The organism is Xenophilus sp. Marseille-Q4582 (assembly GCF_916700565.1).
Classification (GTDB): Bacteria; Pseudomonadota; Gammaproteobacteria; order Burkholderiales; family Burkholderiaceae_C; genus Xenophilus.
On the sequence record NZ_CAKAKO010000003.1, the window covers coordinates 229567 to 252557 of the forward strand.

At 70.1% G+C, this 22991-nt stretch carries 24 protein-coding genes; 1 reads left to right on the forward strand and 23 read right to left on the reverse strand.

Annotation, left to right across the window (positions count from 1 at the left end; all coding sequences use genetic code 11):
• Positions 1–105: 105 nt before the first annotated feature.
• From LG388_RS11530 to LG388_RS11595, 14 genes are all read right to left on the reverse strand, one after another.
• Positions 106–1134, reverse strand: a complete 1029-nt coding sequence (locus LG388_RS11530) for an aromatic ring-hydroxylating dioxygenase subunit alpha (RefSeq protein ID WP_225782965.1) — start codon at positions 1132–1134, stop codon at positions 106–108.
• 25 nt (positions 1135–1159) lie between these two features.
• Complete coding sequence (locus tag LG388_RS11535) at positions 1160–1441, reverse strand: recombinase-like helix-turn-helix domain-containing protein (RefSeq protein WP_370630146.1); 282 nt, start codon at positions 1439–1441, stop codon at positions 1160–1162.
• A gap of 39 nt (positions 1442–1480) precedes the next feature.
• Entirely contained in the window at positions 1481–2476 is a 996-nt protein-coding gene (locus tag LG388_RS11540) for a Bug family tripartite tricarboxylate transporter substrate binding protein (RefSeq protein WP_370630173.1), read from the reverse strand.
• Between the two features lie 5 nt (positions 2477–2481).
• Positions 2482–3456, reverse strand: coding sequence for a VOC family protein (locus LG388_RS11545; RefSeq protein ID WP_225782967.1), 975 nt, complete (start codon positions 3454–3456; stop codon positions 2482–2484).
• A gap of 23 nt (positions 3457–3479) precedes the next feature.
• On the reverse strand, positions 3480–4961 hold the full coding sequence (locus tag LG388_RS11550) for an aldehyde dehydrogenase (protein WP_225782968.1): 1482 nt from the start codon (positions 4959–4961) through the stop codon (positions 3480–3482).
• 21 nt (positions 4962–4982) lie between these two features.
• Positions 4983–5780 (reverse strand): aspartate dehydrogenase, encoded by a 798-nt coding sequence (locus LG388_RS11555; protein WP_225782969.1) that lies wholly within the window; start codon positions 5778–5780, stop codon positions 4983–4985.
• Between the two features lie 13 nt (positions 5781–5793).
• On the reverse strand, positions 5794–7488 hold the full coding sequence (locus LG388_RS11560) for a thiamine pyrophosphate-binding protein (RefSeq protein WP_225782970.1): 1695 nt from the start codon (positions 7486–7488) through the stop codon (positions 5794–5796).
• 37 nt (positions 7489–7525) lie between these two features.
• The gene (locus tag LG388_RS11565) at positions 7526–8353 is read right to left on the reverse strand and encodes an SDR family oxidoreductase (RefSeq protein WP_225783583.1); all 828 of its coding nucleotides are present in this window, start codon (positions 8351–8353) and stop codon (positions 7526–7528) included.
• An 11-nt stretch (positions 8354–8364) separates the two neighbouring features.
• Complete coding sequence (locus tag LG388_RS11570; RefSeq protein WP_370630174.1) at positions 8365–9231, reverse strand: IclR family transcriptional regulator; 867 nt, start codon at positions 9229–9231, stop codon at positions 8365–8367.
• A 63-nt stretch (positions 9232–9294) separates the two neighbouring features.
• Positions 9295–10197 (reverse strand): alpha/beta fold hydrolase, encoded by a 903-nt coding sequence (locus LG388_RS11575; RefSeq protein WP_225782972.1) that lies wholly within the window; start codon positions 10195–10197, stop codon positions 9295–9297.
• Positions 10198–10225: 28 nt separating this feature from the next.
• On the reverse strand, positions 10226–10783 hold the full coding sequence (locus LG388_RS11580; RefSeq protein WP_225782973.1) for a cupin domain-containing protein: 558 nt from the start codon (positions 10781–10783) through the stop codon (positions 10226–10228).
• 44 nt (positions 10784–10827) lie between these two features.
• Positions 10828–11574, reverse strand: coding sequence for an SDR family oxidoreductase (locus LG388_RS11585; RefSeq protein ID WP_225783584.1), 747 nt, complete (start codon positions 11572–11574; stop codon positions 10828–10830).
• A gap of 103 nt (positions 11575–11677) precedes the next feature.
• A complete protein-coding gene (locus LG388_RS11590) occupies positions 11678–12667 on the reverse strand; it encodes a tripartite tricarboxylate transporter substrate binding protein (RefSeq protein ID WP_225782974.1) in 990 nt (329 codons plus the stop codon).
• 352 nt (positions 12668–13019) lie between these two features.
• Complete coding sequence (locus LG388_RS11595; RefSeq protein ID WP_225782975.1) at positions 13020–13943, reverse strand: LysR family transcriptional regulator; 924 nt, start codon at positions 13941–13943, stop codon at positions 13020–13022.
• 156 nt (positions 13944–14099) lie between these two features.
• Between LG388_RS11595 and LG388_RS11600 the strand changes: the two genes are divergently transcribed.
• Complete coding sequence (locus tag LG388_RS11600; protein ID WP_225782976.1) at positions 14100–14510, forward strand: RidA family protein; 411 nt, start codon at positions 14100–14102, stop codon at positions 14508–14510.
• A gap of 12 nt (positions 14511–14522) precedes the next feature.
• Here the strand turns inward: LG388_RS11600 and LG388_RS11605 are convergent, their stop codons facing one another.
• The 9 genes from LG388_RS11605 to LG388_RS11645 form a co-directional block, all read right to left on the reverse strand.
• Positions 14523–15101, reverse strand: coding sequence for a trans-aconitate 2-methyltransferase (locus tag LG388_RS11605; protein WP_225782977.1), 579 nt, complete (start codon positions 15099–15101; stop codon positions 14523–14525).
• A gap of 137 nt (positions 15102–15238) precedes the next feature.
• Positions 15239–15682, reverse strand: coding sequence for a cyanase (gene cynS / locus LG388_RS11610; protein WP_225782978.1), 444 nt, complete (start codon positions 15680–15682; stop codon positions 15239–15241).
• 74 nt (positions 15683–15756) lie between these two features.
• The gene (locus LG388_RS11615) at positions 15757–16605 is read right to left on the reverse strand and encodes an ABC transporter ATP-binding protein (RefSeq protein WP_225782979.1); all 849 of its coding nucleotides are present in this window, start codon (positions 16603–16605) and stop codon (positions 15757–15759) included.
• 7 nt (positions 16606–16612) lie between these two features.
• A complete protein-coding gene (gene ntrB / locus LG388_RS11620) occupies positions 16613–17485 on the reverse strand; it encodes a nitrate ABC transporter permease (RefSeq protein ID WP_225783585.1) in 873 nt (290 codons plus the stop codon).
• Positions 17486–17498: 13 nt separating this feature from the next.
• The gene (locus tag LG388_RS11625) at positions 17499–18872 is read right to left on the reverse strand and encodes a CmpA/NrtA family ABC transporter substrate-binding protein (protein WP_225782980.1); all 1374 of its coding nucleotides are present in this window, start codon (positions 18870–18872) and stop codon (positions 17499–17501) included.
• A gap of 148 nt (positions 18873–19020) precedes the next feature.
• Positions 19021–19689 carry a response regulator transcription factor gene (locus tag LG388_RS11630; protein ID WP_225782981.1) on the reverse strand — a complete coding sequence of 223 codons (669 nt, stop codon included), beginning with the start codon at positions 19687–19689 and terminating at the stop codon, positions 19021–19023.
• A 1-nt stretch (position 19690) separates the two neighbouring features.
• Complete coding sequence (locus tag LG388_RS11635) at positions 19691–20920, reverse strand: PAS domain-containing sensor histidine kinase (RefSeq protein WP_225782982.1); 1230 nt, start codon at positions 20918–20920, stop codon at positions 19691–19693.
• 129 nt (positions 20921–21049) lie between these two features.
• Positions 21050–22084, reverse strand: a complete 1035-nt coding sequence (locus LG388_RS11640) for a 2-dehydropantoate 2-reductase (protein WP_370630149.1) — start codon at positions 22082–22084, stop codon at positions 21050–21052.
• Positions 22071–22775, reverse strand: a complete 705-nt coding sequence (locus LG388_RS11645; RefSeq protein WP_225782983.1) for a histidine phosphatase family protein — start codon at positions 22773–22775, stop codon at positions 22071–22073. The genes LG388_RS11640 and LG388_RS11645 overlap by 14 nt, the downstream gene beginning before the upstream one ends.
• Between the last annotated feature and the right edge of the window lie 216 nt (positions 22776–22991).

A 22991-nucleotide genomic window follows, 5' to 3' on the forward strand; every position in this document is an offset into this window, starting at 1 on the left:
GTCAAGGGCGCGCCGCGGGGCGCGGGCCGAAGTGCGGCGCTGGACGCAGCGCCGGGCGCGGGCCCGGCATGCCGCTGCACGCGCCGCGGTCGGCGCCGCGTCTCCTCAGGCGGTTTCGGCCTGCTTCTCGAGCTGGGCCTGCGCCTGGGCACGCAGGTAGCGGCGCAGGCGCACGATGCCCAGATCGTGCTGGTACAGATTCTCGTGCTGGTTGGCGTCGGCGGGCATCTGCTCGAGCACCACGCGGTCCTGCTCCAGCACGTGCCAGTGGCGCGCCTCCAGCCGGTTGCGGTACAGGAAGCGCCAGGTGTCGCGCTGCCAGCCGGCGGGCAGCTTGCGCACGCGCCAGAAGAACACGGCCGACAGCTGCGGCGTGATGGGCGTGCACATGCCCACGATGATGAAGTTGCCGCCCGGGCCGCCGGTCTTCGGGTACGGGATCTCCAGGCGCATCCAGTGCGCGCCCGTGTCGCCGAACTCGGTCCAGTCGAAGTTGACGTTGCGCTGGCCTTCCTTCTCGAACACGAAGCCCGTGTCGGTGGGGCGCACGGCGAACTTGGCCGTGTTGTCGCCCTCCGACATGGAGTGCGACTGCTTGTGCAGGAAGGTGCCGTGCATGGGATCCATGACGTTGTCCAGCGCATAGCGGTAGTCGCACTTCCATTCCGTGTAGCACAGGAAGTTCGAGTAGTCGTCGTCCTGCGTCAGCTCGTCGGGCAGCACCAGCGGCGGCGGCTCGTCCACCGGCTCGCTGGCGTTGTAGACGAAGACGGCGCCGGCCACCTCGCGCACATGGAAGCTGCGCGTGGCCTTCTGGCCCTCGAGCTTGCAGCCGGGGCTGCCCGGCACGCTGATGACCACGCCGTCATGGCGCACTTCCACGCCGTGGTAGGGGCAGGACAGGCGGTCGCCCAGCGTCACGCCCTGCGACAGCGGCGCGCCGCGGTGCGGGCAGCGGTCTTCCAGCGCGCGCACCTGGCCCTGGGCGTCACGCCAGAGGGCGAGCTTGTGGCCGAAGCGCTGCAGCGAAACCGGGCGCTCCTTGATGAAGTGCGAGGGGCACACCGCGTACCAGAGGTCCTTCAGGCCGACTTCGAGGCGCTGGTCCACCGGATCGATTCGTGGGTTGCTCATGATCTTTCTCCTTCAGGCGTGCGGTTCAGCGGCTCAGGGCGGCGATCTCGGGCCCGTAGTTCTCTTCGGTCCAGCGCTCGCCGGCGCGCGTGGTCATGCCCTGGCGGTTGAGGCTTTCGACCAGGCCGGCCAGGTCGTGCACGCCGGCGGCGAAGGTGCGCTCGATGGCATCGCCCAGCAGGTCTTCGTAATTCGTGGGCGGGCGGTACTGCGCCTGCCGGGGCTGCAGGTAGCGGTCGGGTTCCTGGCTGGGGGCGGGCAGCTGGCTGCCGATCACCTGGACGAGTTGCATGATTCGTTCGGCCATTGAAATCTCCTGGTTGCCGGGGTCAACGGATGCGGGGCTTCATTCCGCCTTGATCTGGCGGGCCTGGATGACGCCGGCCCAGGTGGCCGTCTCATCCTTGATGTACTTCGCGAAGGCGGCGGGCGCCATCGTGTTCTGGGTCATGCCCTGGGCCTTGAGGCGCTCCTTCACGTCGGGCTTCGACAGGAAGTCGGCTGCGTCGCGCGCGAGCTGCTCCACCACCACGGCCGGCGTGCCGGCCGGGGCCAGCAGGCCGTACCACGAGGTGACATTCACGCCCTGGATGCCCTGCTCCGCCAGCGTGGGGATGTCGGGCGCCACGGGCGTGCGCTGCGCTTCGGTGATGCCCAGCGCCACCAGCTTGCCGGCCGCCAGGTGCGGCAGCGCGGCCGGCAAGTTGGTGAACATCAGCGGCACCGTGCCGCCCAGCACGTCGTTCATGGCCGGGCCCGTGCCCTTGTAGGCCACGTGCAGCAGGTCGGTGCCCGTGTGCTGCTTGAACAGCTCGCCGGCCAGGTGCAGGCCGCTGCCGATGCCCGGCGAAGCGTACGACAGCGTGCCCGGCTTGGCCTTGGCCTGCGCGACCAGGTCCCTGGCGTTCTTGATGCCGCTGGACGGCGCCGCCACCAGCACGTTGGGTGCCTTGGCCAGCATCGTGACGGCCGCGAAGTCCTTCTCCACCTTGAAGGGGAAGTTGGGCATCAAGGTCGGGTTGATGGTCAGGTTGCCCGCCGGAATCAGCAGCAGCGTGTGGCCATCCGGCTTGGCGCGCTTGACCTTGTCCATGCCGATGTTGCCGGCCGCGCCGGGCGCGTTGTCGACCACGGCGGGCTGGCCGTAGCGCTTGGACAGGCCCTCGGCCATCACGCGCGCCAGCGTGTCCACCGGCCCGCCCGGCGGGAAGGGCGAGATGATCGTGAACTTGTCGTCCGACAGTTGCTTGAACGCCTCGGCGTTCACACCGGCCGGTGCCTGCGCCAGCGCGGGCAGCACCAGGGCGCCCAGCGCGGCGGCGATGAAAGTCTTGCGCAGCATCATCGTCATCCCTTCTTCTCCGTGAGGAACTTGCCGCCGGCCTCGACGCCCTTCTGGCGCCGCGTGTGGCCGTCCAGGCCGCCGTCGACCGCCCATTCGGCGAAAACCGTGGGGCCGGGTTCGAACTCGCGCGGCTGCCATTCGCCGGTCAACTGGTCCTCGTCGGCGTAGTACTCGATCAGGCCGCCGGCCGGATTCTTGAAATACCAGAAATAGGCCGAGGACACCGGGTGCCGGCCCGGGCCGAGCTGGGTTTCCCAGCCGCAGCGCGAGAAATGCAGGCCGCCGCCGAACACCTCGTGGATGTCGCGCACGGTGAAGGCCACGTGGTTGATGCCGCGCTTGCCCGTGGGCAGCTGCAGCAGGAACAGGTCGTGGTGGCCGCCCTCCTGCGCACAGCGCATGAAGGCGCCGCGGCCCGGGTAGCGGTCGGACGACACGAAGCCGAAGCGGCTTTCGTAGAAGGCTTCCACGGCCTTCACGTCGGCCACGAAGAAGACCACGTGGCCCACTTCGATGGGCGTGGCGCGCTCGTAGATGGGCGCCGGCTGGTTCACGCGGGCCTTGCTGCTCCAGGTGTTCATCACGGCCGAGCTGACATCGGTCAGCTCGTTCTTGCGCGTGACCTGCAGGCGCACGGCCAGGCCGTTGGGGTCGGTGCAGCCGATGCGGCGCGCACCTTGAACCTCGCCGTCGACGAAGCCGGGGTCGTTGCGGATCGCGTCGGCGTAGCGGGCCAGGTCGGCCTCGCTTTCCACACCCCACACCACTTCACGCAGCGTCGGGCCGTCCTCGATGCCAGGCGGCAGCCCGGCCTTGTCCATGTGGGCCACCACCACGCGGCAGCCGTTGAGGCATTCGAAGACCAGCTCGTCGGCGCTCTCATTCGCCAGGGTCAGGCCCCAGTCCTGGAAGAAGCGGCGCGCGAGCAGCAGGTCGTCGGTGCCGTAGGTGATCTGATCGATGCCCAGAACGCTCATGTGTTTCTCCTTGTTCCCGGGCCTCAGAGGGCGTTGGCCCAGGGAATGGGCTGTTCGTTGGTGCCCCAGTACATGCTCTTTTGCTCCATGTACTGGAAGATGCCTTCGCGGCCCTTCTCGCGGCCCAGGCCCGAGTCGCGCCAGCCGCCGAAGGGCGTGGACACCGAGAACTGCTTGTAGGTGTTGACCCAGACGGTGCCCGCCTGCACGGCGCGGCCCAGCTTCCAGGCGCGCTTGAAGTCGCGGCTCCAGACGCCGGCCGCCAGGGCGTAGATGGAGTCGTTGGCCTTGGCAATCAACTCCTCTTCCGTGTCGAAAGGCATCGCCACCAGCACCGGGCCGAAGATCTCTTCCTGCGCGATGCGGGCTTCGTTCGTCAGGCCTTCGAGGATGGTGGGCGTGTAGAAGTAGCCCTTGTCGTAGGCCTCGCCCTGCGGGCGCACGCCGCCGGTGCGGATGCGGCCGCCTTCGTCCACGCCGAGTTGAACGTAGCGCTCGATGCCCTCGCGGTGCCGGGCCGTGATCAGCGGCCCCATCTGGGTGCGCTCGCTGGCCGGGTCGCCCACGCGCAGGCTCTTGGCGCCTTCGGCCACGCGGGTCACGAACTCGTCGTAGATGCCGCGCGCCACGAACAGGCGCGAACCGGCGATGCACGATTCGCCCGAGCTGCTGAAGATGCCGTAGAGCACGCCGTTGACGGCATGGTCCAGGTCGGCGTCTTCCAGCACCATGGTCGGCGACTTGCCGCCCAGCTCCAGCGAGACCGGCATCATCTTGTCGGCCGCGATGTGGGCGATGTGCTTGCCGGTGGTGGTGCCGCCCGTGAAGGACACGCGCTTGACCAGCGGATGCTGGGTGATGGCGTCGCCGATCACCGAGCCCTTGCCCGGCAGCACGCTGATCATGCCCTTGGGCACGCCGGCCTCCTCGCAGAGCTTGGCCAGCTCTAGCGCCATCAGCGGCGTGACTTCGGCGGGCTTCACGACCACCGCGCAGCCGGCGGCCAGCGCGGGGGCCAGCTTCTGCGCCTCGCTGGCGATGGGCGAATTCCACGGCGTGATGGCGGCGACCACGCCCATGGGCTCGTGCACGCTCAGCGTCACGTAGGGACCGCGCGAGGGCGTGATCGCCTCTTCCAGCGTCTCGCAGGCGGCGGCGAAGAACTGAAAGGTGCCGGCCGCGCTGGCGACCAGCGCGCGCGTTTCGTTGATCGGCTTGCCGTTGTCCAGCCGCTGCTTGTGCGCCAGTTCTTCAGCATTGGCGCGGATCAGCTGCGCCACGCGGTACAGCACGGCCGCGCGCTCGTGCGGCAGCTTCTGGGCCCAGCCGCTGGTGCGGAAGGCGCGGTCGGCGCCGGCGATGGCCTCTTGCACGTCGGCCAGGCTGGCCGCCCTCAGGCGCGCGATCACCTCGCCGGTGGCGGGGTACAGGCTCTCATACACATCGCCGCCGCCCAGGCGCCATTCGCCGGCCACGTTGATGGGGAGCAGTTCGAGATTCGACATCGTGGGCTCTCTCGGTTTCGATCAGATGACCAATGGCGCCACGCGGCCGCGCAGCGCGCGCACCGCGCTGTACACGGTCAGCGCCGAGGTCTTGGGATTGGCGGCCAGCGCCTGGTTGCGCATGGTCAGCTCGAAGCGGCCGAAGGCGCCGGCGGCCTCCACCTGGTGCACGTTCTCGCTCACGCCGGGGTCGGCGATCAGGCGCACGGTGGTGCGGTCCAGGCCCAGGCCGGCCAGCGAGACGGTGGCCGCCACGTTGGCGTTCTTGGGGAACAGGCGCGCCGCTTCGCGGGCGCTGCCTTCGAAGATCACCGTCTCGGCCGCCAGCGCGGCCAAGTCGCGGCCCTCCTCGGCCGGCGTGCCGGTCCAGGCGTGCGGCGGCTTGCGGCCGGTGTAGCGCACGGTGTCCAGCCCGCCGATGCGGGCGGCGGCCAGCGCGTCGATGGCGCCGATGGCGCCGGCGATCAGCTGCGCCTGCGTGCCGCCTGCGCGGGCCGCAGCTTCCAGCTGCTCGGGCAGGCCGGGCGCGGACAAGGCGCCCACCGAGGCCACGATGGCCGGCACGCCGCGCTGCAGCGCCGGCAGCACATGCTGCTCGATGGCAGCATGGCCCGCGGCCTCGACCACCAGCTCGATGCCCGAAGCCGGCACCGCTCCGAGCACCTGCGCCTGCGGCGCCAGGCGCGCGGCCGTCTGCCGGGCAGCGTCGGCGGCAAAGGCCGGCACCACGATGGCGGCGATCTCGAGGCCGGCGTCGTCCTTCACCAGTTCCAGCAGCGCCGTGCCGATGGCGCCGCAGCCGATCAATGCGATCTTCATGGCGTCGGCGTCCTCAGGCGTTCTTCGGCGCGGCGGGCACCTGGTCCATCTTGTTGACCGGCGGCCCGGCGAACTGGGCCTTGAAGCCGCCGATGGCCTGCATGTCGATTTCGAGCAGGAAGGGGCCCTTCTTCGCCAGCGCCGTGTCGAGCACGCCCGGCAGGTCCTTCAGGTCCTGCACGCGGGCATGCGGCAGCCGGATCGAGGCGCACAGCTGCGCGTAGTCCGGCGTGTGCAGGTCCACGTAGCAGCGGCGGCCGCCGTAGGAGGCGTCCTGGATGTTGCGGATCACGCCGTAGCGCTGGTCGTTCATCAGCACGATCACGGTGTCGCATTCCTCCTGCACCAGCGTGGCCAGCTCGCCCAGGTTCAGGATGAAGCCGCCGTCGCCGGCCAGGCCGATGGTCTTGCGGCCCGAGCCGGTCTCGGCCGCGCCCACGGCGGCGCCGATGGCCATGGGCATGCCCATGCCGATGCCGCCGCCCGTGGCATGCACGCCGGCGTTGGCTTCGAAGAAGCGCAGTTCGCGGTTGCCCCAGATGCTGTTGGACAGCGTGACATCGCGCACCCAGTTGAAGTTGCGGCCCGCCGCCTTCTGCAGCGCCTGCACCAGCGCGGTGTACGGGCCCAGGCCGTCATGCAGCGTGGCCACCACCTCGTCGTGCGTCTTGCGCAGGTCGGCCAGCAGTTCCGGGTCGGCCTTCCAGCCGCGCGCTTCCAGGCGGTCGGCCAGGCCGGCCAGCACCAGAGCCGAATCGCCGCAGATGAAGCCGTCGTCGGCATAGCAGCGGCCGGACTGGGCGGCGTCCACGTCCACGCGGTACAGCGGGCGCGGCAGTTTCAGTTCGTACTTCAGCGTCTCGTTGCTGCGCAGGCGCGTGCCCACGGCCAGCATGGCGTCGCAGCGCTGGTAGAAGGCCTCCACCGGCTTCTGGATGTTGTAGGCGCCCAGCGAGGCCGGATCGTCCTCGGCCACGATGCCGCGGCCCTGCACGGTGCTCACGATGCCGAAGCCCAGGGCCTTCAGGCGCTGCACGGCGGCGCCGGCGTGGCGCGCGCCGCCACCCAGCCACAGCAGCGGGCGGCGGGCCTTGGCCAGGTTGTCGGCCAGCGCGTCCAGCGCGGCTTCGCTCGGCGCGGCGACGGTGATGGGCAGCGGCGACAGGTCGGCCGGCAGGTCGATCACGGCCTGCTGGATGTCGATCGGGATCTCGACGCTGACCGGGCCCGTGGGCGCCGTCAGCGCGCACTGCACGGCGGCCTTGAGCGTGGACAGGCAGGTCTCGGCCGTGCGCACGCGGAAGGCCGCCTTCGAGACCGCCAGCAGCATGTTGAGCTGGTCGGGCGCCTCGTGGATGTAGGCCAGGTTCTGGTCCAGGTACTGCGTCTCGATCTGGCCCGTGATGTGCAAGAGGGGCGTGCCGGCGTTGCGCGCCTCCACCAGGCTGCCCGCGATGTTGCCGGCGGCCGGGCCGGTGCTGGTGATCGCCACGCCCAGGCTGGAGGTGGAACGCGCGTAGGCGTCGGCCATGTTGCCCGCGCCGGCCTCGCCGCGCGCCATCACGAAGCGCGTCTTGCCGCGCTGCGCGAAGGCATCCAGGATCGGCATGTTGTGGATCGAGATCACGCCGAAGGCGGCCTTCACGCCGCACTGTTCGAGGAAGGCGGCGACGACGGTGCCGACGGTCACTTGTTGCTTGGAGGTCATGGGATTCCTGAGGAAGTCTGGTGTTCGGTGGGCGTCGTCAGATGCCTCTTGAATGGCCGCCCGAGATGTCGATGTGGCTGCCGCTGGTGTACGAGGCGAAGGGCGAGACGAGGAAGGCGAGCGCGCGGGCCGCTTCCACGGGCCGCCCCAGGCGGCCCAGCGGGATGTGCTTGTGTTTCGCCAGCTCGCCGCTCCAGGCGGCCCAGTCCTGCGACTTGTCCTCGCGCGCGTCGAAGCGGCGGCGCCACTGGCCGGATTCGACCAGGCCGATCAGGATGCCGTTGACGCGCACGCCCTGCGGCGCGAATTCGGTGGCCAGCGAACGCACCAGGTTCAGGATGCCGGCGCGCGCGGCCGAGGTGGCGACCATGTGCGGTTCGGGCTGGCGCGCGAGCAGCGAATTGGCGCAGGCGATGGCGGCGTCGCCCAGGCGCTGGCGCTCGGCCACCAGCTGCGGCAGGAAGGCGCGCGTGGGATGGATGATGGAGAAGAACTTGAGCTGCAGCTCGTCCATCCAGGCCTGGTCGGTGGTGTCGGCGAAGGTGGAGACGCGGCCCTGGCCGGCGTTGTTGACCAGCATGGCGGCCGGGCCCAGCGCGGCCTGCGAGGCCGCGGCGAAGGCCTTCACCGATTCGGCGTTCAGCACGTCGCAGCTTTGCGCGAACAGCTTCGCTTGCGGAAACTGCGCGCGCAGTTCGCTCACGGCGCCGTCCAGGCGCTCGGCATTGCGGCCGCACAGCGCCACGGCGGCGCCGGCCGACAGCAGCACCTGCACGGTGGCCAGGCCGATGCCGGAAGAACCGCCCGTTACCACGGCCGTGCGGCCGGCCAGGGCGTCGGGGGCCAGGAATGGCGCTTCGCTCATCGTCGTCATGATCAGAAATTCCGGCCGCGCAGCGGCACCACGTTGCGGCCCGCGGCGGGCGCGTAGTTGAGCAGGCCCGACAGTTCGTCGGCCGCGGCGCGCACGCGCTGCACCAGCGCTTCCACGCGCTCGTCGTCCACGTGGGCCGAGGTCACGGTGGCGCCCAGCGCCGCCACCACGCCGCCGCTGTGGTCGCGCACCGGCGCCGCGATGGTGGAGATGTTGCTTTCGAAGAAGCCCTCGCCCAGCACGTAGCCGCGCTGGCGGTCGGCCTGCACCATGTCGAAGAGCTGGTTCACGGTGGTGGGCGTGCTGGCCGAGAAGGACTCCAGGTGGTCTTCCGGGTACAGCACGCGCAGCTGCGGCAGGCTCAGGTCTTCGAGCAGGATGCGGCCCAGCACGGTGGCATGGGCCGGCAGGCGCGTGCCCACGTTCACGGCGCTGACGAAGGGCGACGGCGGCGCGACCTTGGCCACGTAGACGATGGAACGGCCGTCGCGCACCACCAGGTTGCAGGGCAGGCGCAGTTCGTCCGACAGGCGCTGCAGCAGCGGCAGGCCGAGTTCGTTGAGCGGCAGCGAGGCCAGGTACTCGAAGCCCAGGCGCAGCACGGCCAGGCCCAGGCGGTAGCCGCGGCCGCCCTCGTCGCGCTCGATGAAGCCCATGGTTTCCAGCGTGCTGAGCAGGCGGAACACGGTGGAGCGCGGCAGCTTGAAGCGGCGTGCCAGCTCGGGCGCGGTGAGGGTGCGGTTCTCGCGGCTGAATTCGCACAGCACGCGCAGGCCGCGCTCCAGCGCCGGCACGTTGTAGCGGTCGGCGCCCTCTTCCACGGCTTCCACCGCCTCCACCGCTTCCACGGAATCGTTCACGTCCTGCATGGCTTCGTCCTTCATGGCGATCCGGTCGTTGTCGTCGGCTGGAAGTTGTCGCGGGCCGGGCGTTCAGGCGCCCGGCTCGTTCAGGCCATCGAGCACGCGGCCCAGCAGGGCCGCGACGGCGGCCGGCTGTTCCACGTACGAGGCATGGCCCGCCCGCGCGATGGGCGTGAGCGGCACGCCACCGCGCTGCGCCACCAGGGCGCAACCGGCGGGGGGCGTGATCACGTCGAGTTCGCCGCAGGCCACCGTCAGGGGCAGGCCGGCCCGCGATGCGCGCAGCGCGCCCACGGCATCGAGCAACTGGCCGCCGCACAGCAGTTCGATGGCCTGGCGATAGCCGGCGTCGTTCAGGCGCGCCATGTTCCAGCGCACCCAGGCGCGCGCCACCGGCGAGGCGTGCTCCGACACCAGGCGGCCCGAGCGCTTGGCCGCCATGCCGGCGATGCCCAGCTCATCCAGCGTGCCCATGCGCTCGGCATGCACGCGCGCCCGTTCGGCTTCGCGGCCCGGTGCGCCATAGCCCTGGGCGGGGCTGATCAGCACCAGCGCAGCGACGCGCGCGGCGTCCAGGGCCGCGGGCGCCGCCATCAGCGCGCCCAGCGAATGGCCCACCAGCACGCAGCGCTCGATCTGGAGGGCGTCCAGCAGCGCCTGCAGGCGCTGCGCATAGTGCGCGCCCGTGGGCACGGCCTGCGGCAGCGGCGTCGATTCGCCGTAGCCCGGCGCGTCCCAGGCGATGAGGCGCGCGCGCGGCGCGAGCAACTGCGCCGTCTCCAGCCACGAAGCCGCGCCCGAGCCGATGCCGTGCAGGCACACCAGCGGCAGGCCGAAGGGCTCGCCGCATTCGCGCACCGACACCCAGGCGCCCTCGCCCACCGCCACGGCACGCGAGGGGAACAGCGCCTCGAGGCGCTGAACCTCGGCGGCAGGCAGTTCAGGCAAGGTCGGGTCGGACACAGCAGTCATGGGGAGGGTCGGGCCAAGCGAAGGAGGCTTACTTCTTCTCGCGCTTGATCTTGGCGAGCGGGTGGTCTTCTGGATAGGTCGGCGTGATCGGCTTCTTGGCGCCCAGCATCACGCACATCAGCGCATCTTCGTCGCCGATGTTGATCTCTTCGCGGTACACGCCGGGCGGCACCGAAATCAGGTCGCGGTCGGTCATGATGGTCTCGTAGCGCTCGCCTTCGGGCGTGGTGATGACCACCTTCAGCTTGCCGCGCATAAGGAAGAAAACCTCTTCCACGTCGACGTGGATGTGCGGCGGGCCTTCATGGCCGGCCGGGATCACCATGGTCGAGAAGGTGAAGTTCTCCGAAGGCACGGTGTTCACGTCGGCGCTCACGCCGGTGCCGCCCGTGCCCACGTAGCGCATCTGTGCGCGGCGGAACTTGGGGTCGAAGTCGGCCTGGAACTTCAGCGCGTCCCAGTCGTACTTGCGGGTGCTGTAGCGCGCGATGCGCGTGTTCATCCACTGCTCCAGGCTGGCGCCCTCGGGGCGGGTCCAGCTGGGGGTGTCGGCGCTCAGCTGCTGTTGTTGAGACAGGTCGGTCATGGGGAACTCCTTGGGGATGAAGGGAGGGGAATCCGGCTGCGCGGTCAGTGCATCACGAAACCGCCGTTCACGGCCAGCAGCTGGCCGGTGACGAAGCGCGACAGGCCCGACAGGCCGAAGAGCACGGCGCCGCACACGTCGGCCGCCTGCTGCTCGCGCGGCAGCGAGCGGCCTTCGAGGTACTTGTCGTGGCGTGCCTGCGGCACGTATTCGGTGGCTTCCACCAGCGTCAGGCCCGGCGCCACGGCGTTCACGGTGATGTCGTCAGGGCCCCATTCGCGCGACAGCGAGCGGGTCATCGAGATGACGGCGCCCTTGCTCGCCGCATAGGCCAGCAGGTTCGGCGCGCCCCACAGCGCGGTGTCGGAGGCCAGGTTGACGACCGCGCCGCGGCCGCTCGCGGCCAGCGCGGCATGGCAGGCGCGGCTCATGAGCCAGGTGCCGCGCACGTTCACGTCCATCACGCGGTCCCACATGTCGATGGCCAGCGCATGCGCATCCTTGCCGCCGGAATTGGTGATGGCCGCGTTGTTGACCAGGCCGTCCAGGCCACCCAGCCGCTGCACGGCCTGCGCGGCGCAGGCCTCGACGGCAGCCGGGTCGCACAGGTCCACGGCCAGCGCCTGTACATCGAAGCCCTGTTCGCGCAGCGCGGCGGCCTCGGCCTGCGCCAGGTCGGCCAGCACGTCGGCGATCACCACGCGCCCGCCCGCCGTCGCGATGCTGTGCGCAAAGGCCAGGCCCAGGCCGCGCGCGGCGCCGGTCACCAGCACGCGGCGGCCCTGGAGCATGTCGCGGGGCACTTCGGCCAGCAGTTTCTGCAGGCTCTGGGGATCGACGGCGCCGGTGGCTGAGGTCATGGGGTTCGCGGTTCGAAAAAGGGGAAGAAAAGGATCAGTCGGCCTGCACGCCCAGCTCCTTCACCACGCGGGTGAAGCGCTCCAGGTCGGCAAGGGTCGTCTTGGCCAGCACTTCGGGGCCGCCGCCCAGCGGCAGCACGCCCAGCACCTTCATCTTGGCGGCCACGTCGGGCATGCGGATGATCTCGTTGAGGTGCGTGTTCAGCGTCTTGACGATCTCGGGCGGCAGGCCCTTGGGACCGTACAGGCCGTTCCAGGCGCTGACCTCCACTCCCTTGACGCCCAGTTCGGCCAGGGTGGGCACCTGCGGCGCCAGCGGCGAGCGCTCGGCCTGGGCCACGCCCAGCAGGCGCATCCTGCCATCGGCCAGGTAGGGCTCGACCGGGCCGTAGGTCATCCAGGTCAGCGGCACATGGCCGCCGGCGACGTCGGTCAGGGCCGGCGCCACGCCGCGGTACGGCACATGGCGGAAGTCGGCGCCCGACGCCTTGTTGAACATCTCGCCCAGCACATGCATGGGCGAGCCGCTGCCGGGGCTGGCATAGGCGAGGCCGCCCTTCGCCTTGGACGCGTCGATGGCTTCCTTGAGCGTCTTGGCCGGCGTGCCGGGGCCGCTGACCAGGAACAGCGGCTGCGTGCCCGCCTGGATGATGGGCGTGAAGCTGCGCACGTCGTAGCCGGCGGCGGGGCTGGTCTTGAGCACCAGCTGCGCCATGGTGAAGGTGCTGGGCGCCATGAGCAGCGTGTAGCCGTCGGGCGCGGCCTTGCCGACGAAGGCGCTGCCGATCACGCCGCTGGCGCCGGGCCGGTTGTCGACCACCACGGGCTGGCCCAGCCGGGGCGCGAGCTTCTCGGCGAACACGCGGGCGATGGCGTCGGTGTCGCCGCCCGCGGGGTACGCCACCACGATGGTGATGGGCTTGGCCGGCCAGGCCTGGGCCGAGGCGGCCAGCGGCGCCAGCGCCAGAAAGCCGGCGCCCAGCGCCAGCGTGCAGGAAGCAGTGATAACCCGTCGGCGGTTCATCGTGGAGGTCATTTTTGTCTTACCAATGAAACATGGATCAATTAATGAGACAACGATGCGAGCGTAAGCCAGCATTGCGCCACAAATATCAGTAGTAACCCTTATTTCTGGGGTTCTGGATGCACCACCCAAGAAACATCGATTCCTCAATGGCACATCCATGCATCATCCGTGCCACGCGGATGGCGCGCATCCGGAAAGGCCCGCGCCCCGGGGATTGGGCGCAGCCCTGGCGCGCGCACCCAAAGAAAGCAGGCGGTGTCACCGCCGTACCCGGCCGCGCTCACGCCGGCCTGTGTGCCGAAAAGAAAGCGCCGCCCCGACAGCGCGAACCGGTTGCCCGGAGAGGCGGTCAGCGCCGCGGCGGCTGCACCGGCGCATGCCGCGCCATGAGCCCGGCGACCCAGTCGATGAACACGCGCAGCTTGGCACTGACATGCCGGTTCGGCGGGTAGGCCACGTGCAGGGGCATGGGGTCGAACTGCCAGTCCTCGAACAGCGGCACGAGTTCACCGTTCGCCAGGTGCGGCGCCGCCATGTAGTGAGGCAGCCAGAGCACGCCCAGCCCGGCCACGCCGGCCGCCAGGTAGGCATTGCCATCGTCCACCGCGAAGGCAGGGCGCCCCTGCACCTCGGCCCGCTCGCCGCCACGATGCAGGCCGTAGGGGAAGGGCTTGCCGCTGCGCGCGCCCAGGAAAGCCACGATGCGGTGCGGCTCGGCCTGCAGATCGCGCGGGTGCCGCGGCATGCCGGCGCGGGCCAGGTAGGCGGGCGCGGCGAAGGCGCCGGCCTGCAGATCCCCCACGCGGCGCGCGACCAGGGACAGGTCGGCCAGCTCGCCGCCGCGCACCACGCAGTCCACGTGCTCCCCGATCAGGTCGACCATGCGGTCGCTCACGCCCATGTGCAGCTGCAGGTCGGGGTAGCGGGCCTGGAAATCCGGCAGCGCCGGCACCAGCACCAGCCGCGCCAGCGGGCTGGGCACGTCCACGCGCAGGCGGCCGCGCGGGGCGGTGGAAGCGTCGGACAGGCTGGTTTCCGCGTCTTCCATGTCGGCCAGCAGGCGCTGCACGCGCTCGTAATAGGCCATGCCGTCGGCCGTGGGCGCCACCTTGCGCGTGGTCCGGTTGAGCAGCCGCACCCGCAGCCGCGCCTCCAGTTGCTGCACCAGCTGCGTCACGGTGGTCTTGCTCATGTGCAGCGTGCGGGCCGCCTGGGTGAAGCTGCCGGTTTCCACCACCCGGGCAAAGGCCTGCATCGCATCGAAACGGTCCATCGGTGCTCCCCGGGCGACGATTGATTGTTTGGAGTTTACGAACAGTGATGGACAGGGCTGCCCGTTGATCGATGCCCCGGCCCCCCCCTAGATTCCAGGCCTTCCTTCGTCAACCCCGGGCGGCCCCTGCGGCGCCGCCCTACCCAGGAGCACCGCATGAATCCCGCACGCGACACCGTCTTCCCGCCCGGCCGCCAGGCCCTGTACGAACGCAACCGCTACTCGCCCGCCATCCGTTCCAACGGCTTCCTGTTCGTCTCAGGCCAGGTCGGCAGCCGGGAAGACGGCTCGCCCGAGCCTGACCTGCGCGCGCAGGTGCGCCGCGCCTTTGCCAACCTGAACAGCATCCTGCAGGCCGCCGGCTGCAGCTTCGACGACGTGGTGGACGTGACCGTCTTCATCGTCGATCCGGCATCGCGTTTCGACACGATCTGGCCGGTGGTGATGGAGCACTGGGGCGAGGCGCCCCACCCCACCTTGACCGGCGTGGGCGTGACTTGGCTCTACGGCTTCGACTTCGAGATCAAGGTGATCGCCAAGCTGCCGCAAGCCCGCGCCGCAGCCTGAGGGCGCTGCCGATCAATCCACGCGCTCGAGCACCACCTCCCACAGCGCCTTGCGCCGCACGTACTTGCGGGTGGTCTTGTGCTGCCGCGACAGCTCGCGCCAGCCCGTGGCGAACAGGCGCTGCACGGCGGGTTCGTCGAAGAAGCGCTTGTGCTGGCCGTCGAGTTCGAAGAAGTTCTCTTCGAGTTCAGCGCCCTGCCCCGCGCCGAAGTTCCCGTCCTGCGTGGAATTGAGCCGGCACAGCAGCACGCCGCCCGGGCGCAGCACCTCGCGCACGCGCTGCACGATCCGCACCGTCTCGGCCCAGGGGAAGTAGTGCAGCGAGAGGCTGGCCACCACCACGCCCAGGCCGCGGGCCTCGGCCGGGAAGGGGTCGCGGATGTCCCGGCACTCGATGCGGGCCGAGGGCACGCGCAGGCGCGCCGCGGCGACCGAGGCGCGGGAGAGGTCGAAGGCGATCACGGCCAGTCCCTGGGCCGCCAGGGTCGCCGTGTCGTCGCCATGGCCGCAGCCGATTTCCAGCACGGGCGAGGCCGCGGCGCGCGACTGAATCAAGGGGAGCCAGCGGCTGAGCCAGGGGTCGTTGCGCATCGGAGCGGCCAAGAAAGCGAAGCCGCCGATTGTGGACGCTTTGCAGCGCGCGCCCACCTCGCGCCACGCGTTGGAATTCCCCGAGAGCCGCCGACCGGAGGGTCAGGCGCCCGGCCTGCGCGCTGCCCGACGCGCGTTCAGTAGGTCTTGTACGGCAGGAACTTGCCCGACAGCACCACGTTCACGCGGTCGCCCTTGGGGTCGGGCTGGCGCACGATGTCCATGCTGAAGTCGATGGCGCTCATGATGCCGTCGCCGAACTCCTCATGGATCAGCTCCTTGATGGTCGTGCCGTAGACATTGACGATCTCGTACCAGCGGTAGATCAGCGGATCGGTGGGCACGGCCGTGGGCAGCGAGCCCTTGTACGGCACCACCTGCAGCCACTTCTGCTCTTCGTCCGTGAGGCCGAAGACTTCGCCCAGCACCTTGGCCTGCTCGGGCGAAGCCGTCATCTGGCCCAGGCACAGGGCCGTGGTCCATTCCTTGGACTGGCCCACGGCCTCGGCCACACTGGCCCAGCTGATGCCCTTGGACACCTTGGTGGTGATGATCTTTTCAGTGACTTCGATGCGGTTCATGGTGATGGCTCCTGGAAATAGGAATCGCGGAAGAAGGGAATGAATGAGGAAAGGAAGACCGGGGTCACGGGACCTCAGACGGCGTGCGCGCGCGTGACGAGGAAGTCGACGACGTGGTTGCGCAGTTCGTAGTAGCCCGGCGTGTGGTGCAAGGTGCTTCGCGCGCGGCTGCGCGGCAGTCCCACGCGCACCGATTCGGCAATGCCGCCCGGCCGCCAGCGGCCGTCGGGCAGCTCGATGCCGTTGCGCATCAGCAGGATGCGGTCGGCCAGCAGGATGGCCTCGTCCACGTCGTGCGTGATCATGAAGACGGTCTGCTGCGTGCGCTGCACGATGGCCATCAGCTCGTCCTGGATGGTGCCGCGCGTGAGCGCGTCCAGCGCACCGAAGGGCTCGTCCAGCAGCAGCATCTTGGGCTCGATGGCGAAGGCGCGTGCGATGCCCACGCGCTGCTTCATGCCGCCCGACAGTTCCGAGGGCTTTTTGTCGATGGCCCCTGAGAGACCCACCATCGCGACATACTTCTCGACCTGGGCCTGCACCTGCGCGCGGCGCCAGTCGGGCCAGCGCGACTCGACCGCGAAGGCGATGTTCTGCCGCACCGTGAGCCAGGGCATCAGCGCGTGGCCCTGAAAGACCACGCCGCGCTCCAGGCTGGGCCCGGCGAGCTCGCGGCCGTCCATGAACACATGGCCGGTGCTTGCCCGGTCCAGGCCGGCCAGCACGTTGAGGATGGTAGTCTTGCCGCAGCCCGAGTGGCCGATGATGCAGACGAACTCGCCGCGTGCCACGCCGAAGCTCACGCCGCCGAAGACCGGCCGCTGCGGGTTGAAGGCGCGGCCCAGGCCCTCGACGCGCAGGAAGTCCTGCGCGGGGCTCGCCGGAGCCTTCTGGGCCGCAGCGGTCGGCATCGCGGTGTTCATGGCGCGTTCACTCCACATAGGTCACCTTCTTCTGCAGGGCGGCAAAGGCCAGGTCCAGCAGCATGCCCACCACGCCGATCACCAGGATGGCGAAGATCACGTGCGTGAGCGACAGGTTGTTCCACTCGTTCCACAGGAAGTAGCCGATGCCGGTGCCGCCCACCAGCATCTCGGCCGCCACGATCACCAGCCAGGCGATGCCCATGCTGATGCGCATGCCCGTCAGGATGGTCGGCGCCGCCGCCGGCAGGATGACGCGCAGGGCCCGGCGCACCGGCCGCACTTCCAGCGTGGCCGCCACGTGGAGCCAGTCGCGCCTGACCGAGGCCACGCCGAAGGCGGTGTTGATCAGCATGGGCCAGACCGAGCAGATGAAGATCACGAACACGCCCGAGACCGACGAGTCCTTGATCGTGTAGAGCGCCAGCGGCATCCACGCCAGCGGCGAGATGGGCTTGAGCACCTGGATGAAGGGGTCGAAGGCACGCTGCATCAGCGGTGACATGCCGATCAGAAAGCCCAGTGGAACAGCCACCACGCAGGCGAGCAGGAAGCCCAGCCCCACGCGCAGCAGCGACCAGCCGAGCTGGATGCCGATGCCCTTGTCGTTGGGCCCGTTGTCGTAGAAGGGGTTGGCCAGCTGCTCCACGAAGGTGCGGCCCACCTGCGCCGGCGTGGGAAAGCCGTCGCTTTTGGCCGTGGCCGCGCCCGGGTCCTTGCCCATGAGCTTCATGTATTCGACCTGCTCGGGCGTCAGGCCCGAGAGGTCGGCCCCGCCGCCCGACGGTTGCGTGGCCAGCTGCCAGATGCCCAGCAGCAGCGCCAGCATCAGCAGCGACACGAGTGCCGCGCGTGCGCTCAGACTGCCCAGGTTGCGCATCATCGTCGCCCCCTCAGCCCGCCATCTTGCTGATGGCGAAGCTGTTGGCGTACTCCTCGGGCTTGGCCGGGTCGAACTCCTTGCCCATCACCTTGAACTTGCGGTACGCACCTTCGGGCGGACGCCAGCCGGCCATCTGCATCTGCTTCTTGGCATCGGTCAGCATGAACACCTTCTCGGCGATCTGGCGGTAGTCCACGTCGCCCTTGACGTAGCCCCAGCGCTTCATCTGCGTGAGCATCCACACGGCCATGCTCTGCCACGGCACGGGGTCGAAGTTGGCGCGGTCGGGCACGTTCTTGATGCTGCCCAGCCCGTCGGCGAACTTGCCGGTCAGCACCTGCGCCACCACGGTCTCGGGCTGGTTCAGGTACTGCGTGGGCGAGATCACCTTGGCGATCAGCTCGCGGTCCTTGGGCAGGCTGGCCATGAAGGACGCGTTGATCACCGAGCGGTACAGGGCCGCGAAGGTGTTCGGGTTCTGCTGGATGAAGGCCTCGCTGACGCCGAAGGCGCAGCAGGGGTGGCCATCCCAGATTTCCTTGGACAGGATGTGAATGAAGCCCACCTCGTCATACACCGCGCGCTGGTTGAAGGGGTCCGGGCCCAGGAAGCCGTCGATGTTGCCGGCGCGCAGGTTGGCCACCATTTCGGGCGGCGGCGTCACGCGGATCTGCACGTCGGTGTCGGGGTTCACGCCATGCTCGGCCAGGTAGTAGCGCAGCAGGAAGTTGTGCATGCTGTACTCAAAGGGCACGGCGAACTTCATGCCCTTCCACTGCTTCGGATCGCGCTTGTCCTTGTGCCTGACGTGCAGCGTGATCGCCTGGCCGTTGGTGTTCTGGATGGTGGCCACGTTCATCGGCGTCTGGGTGGAGCCCAGCCCCATGCTGATGGCCAGCGGCATGGGCGACAGGAAGTGGCTCGCGTCATGCTCCTTGTTGAGCATCTTGTCGCGGATCAGCGCCCAGCCCGCCGTCTTGTTGAGCTGCACGTTCAGGCCTTCCTTCTTGTAGAAGCCCAGGGGGTCGGCCATGATCAGCGGCGTGGCGCAGGTGATGGCGATGAAGCCGATCTTCAGGTCCTTCTTCTCCAGCGGCCCGCGCTCCTGCGCCATGGCCTGCAGCGAGGCGACCGGCAGCAGCGATGCGATGGCCGCGCGCGCCGTGTTCGCGCCCACGGCCTTCAGGAAGCGGCGGCGCACGGCGTCCTGCGGGAACAGGGCCTTGACCAGCGTCGCCTCGACGAAGTTGCGCGACGCCTCTTCCACCGAAGTGGCGGCCGACACGGCATGGTCCTGCCCGCAGCCGCAGCGCAGCATCAGCGGGCGGTCGGCGTCATAGGGATCGGACGCGGCCGAAGAAGCGGTGGAAGGCAGACGGGACATGGGCACTCCTCGTTGGATTCGAATGCCCTGCTCTTGCAATGCACGGGCCTGAACGGGCCTGTGCCGGCCCTTTGCTGCGATTCGCGCCGCCTTTGTCGAAGCCTTGTAGGGCTGGCACTACAGGCCTACCCCAGGCTCCCCCACAAACTCAGCCCTGCAGGCCGTCGCGCGCGTGCCGCTCGGCATACAGCGCCAGTTCCACGTCGTTCTTGGTGCCGGTCTTTTCGAGGATGCGCGCGCGGTAGGTGCTGACGGTGTTGGGCGCCAGGCTCAGCGCCGCACCAATTTCGCTCACCGTGTGCCCCAAAGTGAGCAGGCGGAACACCTGGTGCTCGCGGTGCGACAGGCTTTCGGTGGCCGGCCCGCCGCGACCCACGGCGCTGGCCAGCGCCTCAGCCGTCGACGGCGTCAGGTACATCCCGCCACTGGCGGCCTTGCGCACCGCCGCCACCATCTCGTCGGCATCAGCACCCTTGTTCAGGTAGCCGGCCGCGCCTAGGCGGATGCAGCGCACCGCGTACTGGCGCTCGGGGTAGGTCGAAATCATCAGCACCGGCAGCGTGGGCCACTGCGCGCGCAACGCCCGCAGCACCTCCAGACCGTCCCGGCCCGGCAGCGCGATGTCGAGCAGCACCACGTCCAGGCCCAGCGGCCCCTTCAGTTCGGCCACGCGCTCCAGCACCTCGGGGCCGGTGGGCGCCTCGGCCGCCACCACGATCTCGGGCTCGCCATTGCTGCTGTCGCCCAGCACCTGCTTGAGCCCCTCGCGCACGATGCGGTGGTCGTCGCCGATCAGGACACGCAGGACGCGGGGCATGTCAGCCCGCCGCCGTCGCGGTCGATTGCAGCGGCAGGCGCAGCTGCACGCAACTGCCCTGCCCCGGCTGGCTCTGCACCTCCAGGCTGCCGCCGAAGTGCAGTGCCCGCTCGCGCATGCCGCGCACGCCGAAGGAGCCCGGCGCCTGGAAAGCCTGCGGCACGGCACCCACCCCGTCGTCCTGCACACGCAGGCTCAGCACGCCCTGCGCCACGCCGATGGCGATGTCCACGCGGCCGGCCTGTGCATGGCGGCCGATGTTGCTGAGCATCTCCTGGAAGATGCGGAAGACCGCCATCGCGGCGGGCTCGGGCAGTTCCAGCGATTCATCGACCGCCAGTGTCCAGCCTAAATCCAGCTCGGCCGCCTGCGCGAACTCGTGCGCCTGCCATTCCAGCGCCGCCCACAGGCCCTGGTGGTCCAGAATGCTGGGCCGCAGGTCCGTGATGATGCGCCCGACGTTGTCCACCGCACGCTCGATCAGCGCGCTCATGTTGGCGCACTTGCCGCGCATCTGCTCGCGCATGGCCTGCGCCGCCTCGGGCGCGCGGTCCTGCTGCTCGCCCAGGCGCTTGCCGATCCAGTTCACGTCCATCTTCAGCGCCACCAGCAGGCTGCCCAGCTCGTCGTGCACCTCGCGCGCGATGCGGGTGCGCTCGTCCTCGCGCACCGAGTCCATCCAGGCCGACAGGTCGCGCACCTGGTGCAAGGCCGCACTCAGTTCAGCCGTGCGCTCGGCCACACGCCGCTCCAGTTCGTCGCGCGACTGCTGCAAGGCTTCGGCCGCGCGCTTGCGTTCGGTGATGTCGACGAAGGTGATGACGGCGCCGCGCACGGCATCGCCATCGACGATGGGATAGCTCGAATACTCGACCGGAAAGGCCGAGCCGTCGCGGCGCCAGAACACCTCGGTGTCGATGCGGCAGGGCAAGGCGCGCCGGAAGGCGTTGAAGATGGGGCAGTCGGTGTCGGCGTAGGCCGTGCCGTCGGCATGCGAATGGTGCGTCAGCTCGTGCATGTTGCGGCCCAGCACCTCGGCCGCCTCGTGGCCGAGCAGCTCGGCGCCCGCGCGGTTGATGAAGACGCAATGGCCGTCCAGGTCGATGCCGAAGATGCCTTCGCCGGTGGATTCGAGCAGCAGGCCCAGGCGGCGGTGCCAGGGCGCGTCGGCGGCCAGGTCGGCGGAGGATGGGCGGCCCGGCGGCGGCAGGCCCTGCGGATGCACGTGCATGCGCCGCTCGCATGCAACCGGCGTGCCCGGCGACGCGCAGCAGCGCGGGGCCGCCGGGGGTGCGCTGCTCGGCGCGCAGGGGGCGCGGCGCCCAGGCAGGCGGCGGCGCTCCCCCGCCTGGCGAGCGGCTCAGAGCCCGAGCGCCCGCCGCAGCGCGGCCGCATCCAGGCGCCGGGGCGCCGCCGGCCAGCCGCCGTCCAGCAGTTCGACCATCTTCGCGTTGCGCGGCGCCTGCAGCCCATGGGCCCGGGCCAGGCGCACCACTTCGCCGCTGAGCGCATCGATCTCGGTGCGGCGCCCGAGCGCCAGGTCATCGGCCATGCTCGAGCGCGCCTTGGCGTCGACGCGCAGCATGGGCGCCGCCACGCGGCGGAACAGCCAGTCCGGCAGGCGCAGCAGCCGCGGCAGGTGCTGCGGCGCCACGGCGGTCATCTGCGCGGGGCGGATGCCCGCGGCCCGCAGCACGGCAAGCGCTTCGTCAATCAGCGCGGCGAAGCAGCGCCGGTAGCCGCGGTCCATCAGCTGGGCGCGCAGGGGCAGCCCCGACAGCGCATTGACCGGGTTGTTCAGGTTGAGCAGCAGCTTGCCCCACTGGATGGCCCGCAGGTCGGCGTGCAGGTCCAGCGGCACGCCGGCCGCCTCGAACACCGGCGCCCAGGCGCGCAGGGCGGCATGCGCCACGCCGGCCAACCGGCCGGCCGTGCCGCGGTGGTAGACGCCGGGCCCCAGCTCGGCCACGTTGTAGGGCACCATGCCGGGCAGCGCCACCAAGGCCGGCGAGGCGCGCTGCAGGACCTCGGCGTTGGCGATGCCGTTCTGCAGCGACAGCACGGGCGTGCCGGGCGGCAGCACCGCAGCCAGCTCGGCCGCCGCCGCGGCCGTGGCGCCGCTCTTCACGGTGAGCAGCACCAGCGCCGGCCGCGCATCGGCGGGCACCGCCGCCTGCAGATCGAGCCGGTCGGCCGGCACCTGCCGGTGCACGCCGTCCCGGTCGGTGAGCGTCAGGCCGTGCTGCGCCAGCGCGTCGCGCACGCGCGGGCGCCCCACGAAGGTGACGGGCACACCGGCGGCCGCCAGACAGCCGCCCACATAGCAGCCCACGGCGCCGGCGCCCATCACCAGCAGCGCGCCGGGCGCCTGGACGCGCGTGTCACTTGCGGGCAAGGCGGGCTCCCGCATGACCCCGTTCCCCGCGCACCGTGGGCGTGTCGATGGCCACCGGCAGCTCGGGCGCGGCCGGCGGCTCCTCGGCCGCCACGCGCCACAGCCCCCGGGCATGGCTCAGCACCAGCTTCTGGCAGTTGAGCACCGGCGAATGCTGCTCGAAGGGCCAGAACTGGGCCATCTTGTCTTCATCGCGCTCTCCGGCCAGCGCCACGGTCTGGCGCACGGCCTGCATGAACTGGCCGTGGCTGAACAGGAACACTTCGGCGCCGTCGGGCAGCGCCGCCAGGCGCGCCAGCGCGGCCTCGGCGCGGCGCAGCACCTGCGAAAAACTCTCCGCGCCCTCGCCATCGACATAGGCCGGATCGCCGCGCTGCCAGTAGGCCTCCACGGTGGGCCGGCGCTGCGCCCGGGTCGTGTTGGCCCAGTTCGCCGGGCACAGGTAGGTGAACTCGTGGATGGGCCAGATCGCCAGCGGCACGCCCGGAAAGCGCACGCAGGTGGGCTCGGCTGTCTGGCGCGCACGCAGGAAGGGCGAACTGACGAGGTGCGTCGGCGCGCGCTGCCAGCTACAGGCCACCGCGCGCGCCTGCGAGGCGCCCAGCGCCGTCAGCGGCATCTCCACCAGGTCGGGCGTGGGCAGGCCGGCGTTGCCGGTGCTCTGGCCGTGGCGGACGAAGGTGGCCTTCATTCGACCCTCGTGGCGACCATCCGGCCCCCCCACAACGGCCCATCCACGCTGCCGCGGACAGCGCCGGGAGCACATGCGGCCCACCGCGCCGCCAGCTTTCCACGGCGAAACAGCGCTGTACAGATCGCCCCCAGGACGCACCCTGCCGCAACCCGCACCAAGGACAACGTCGCGGTGAAGGCGCTGCTCTCGCTCATTTCCGGCCGATCTTCTGCC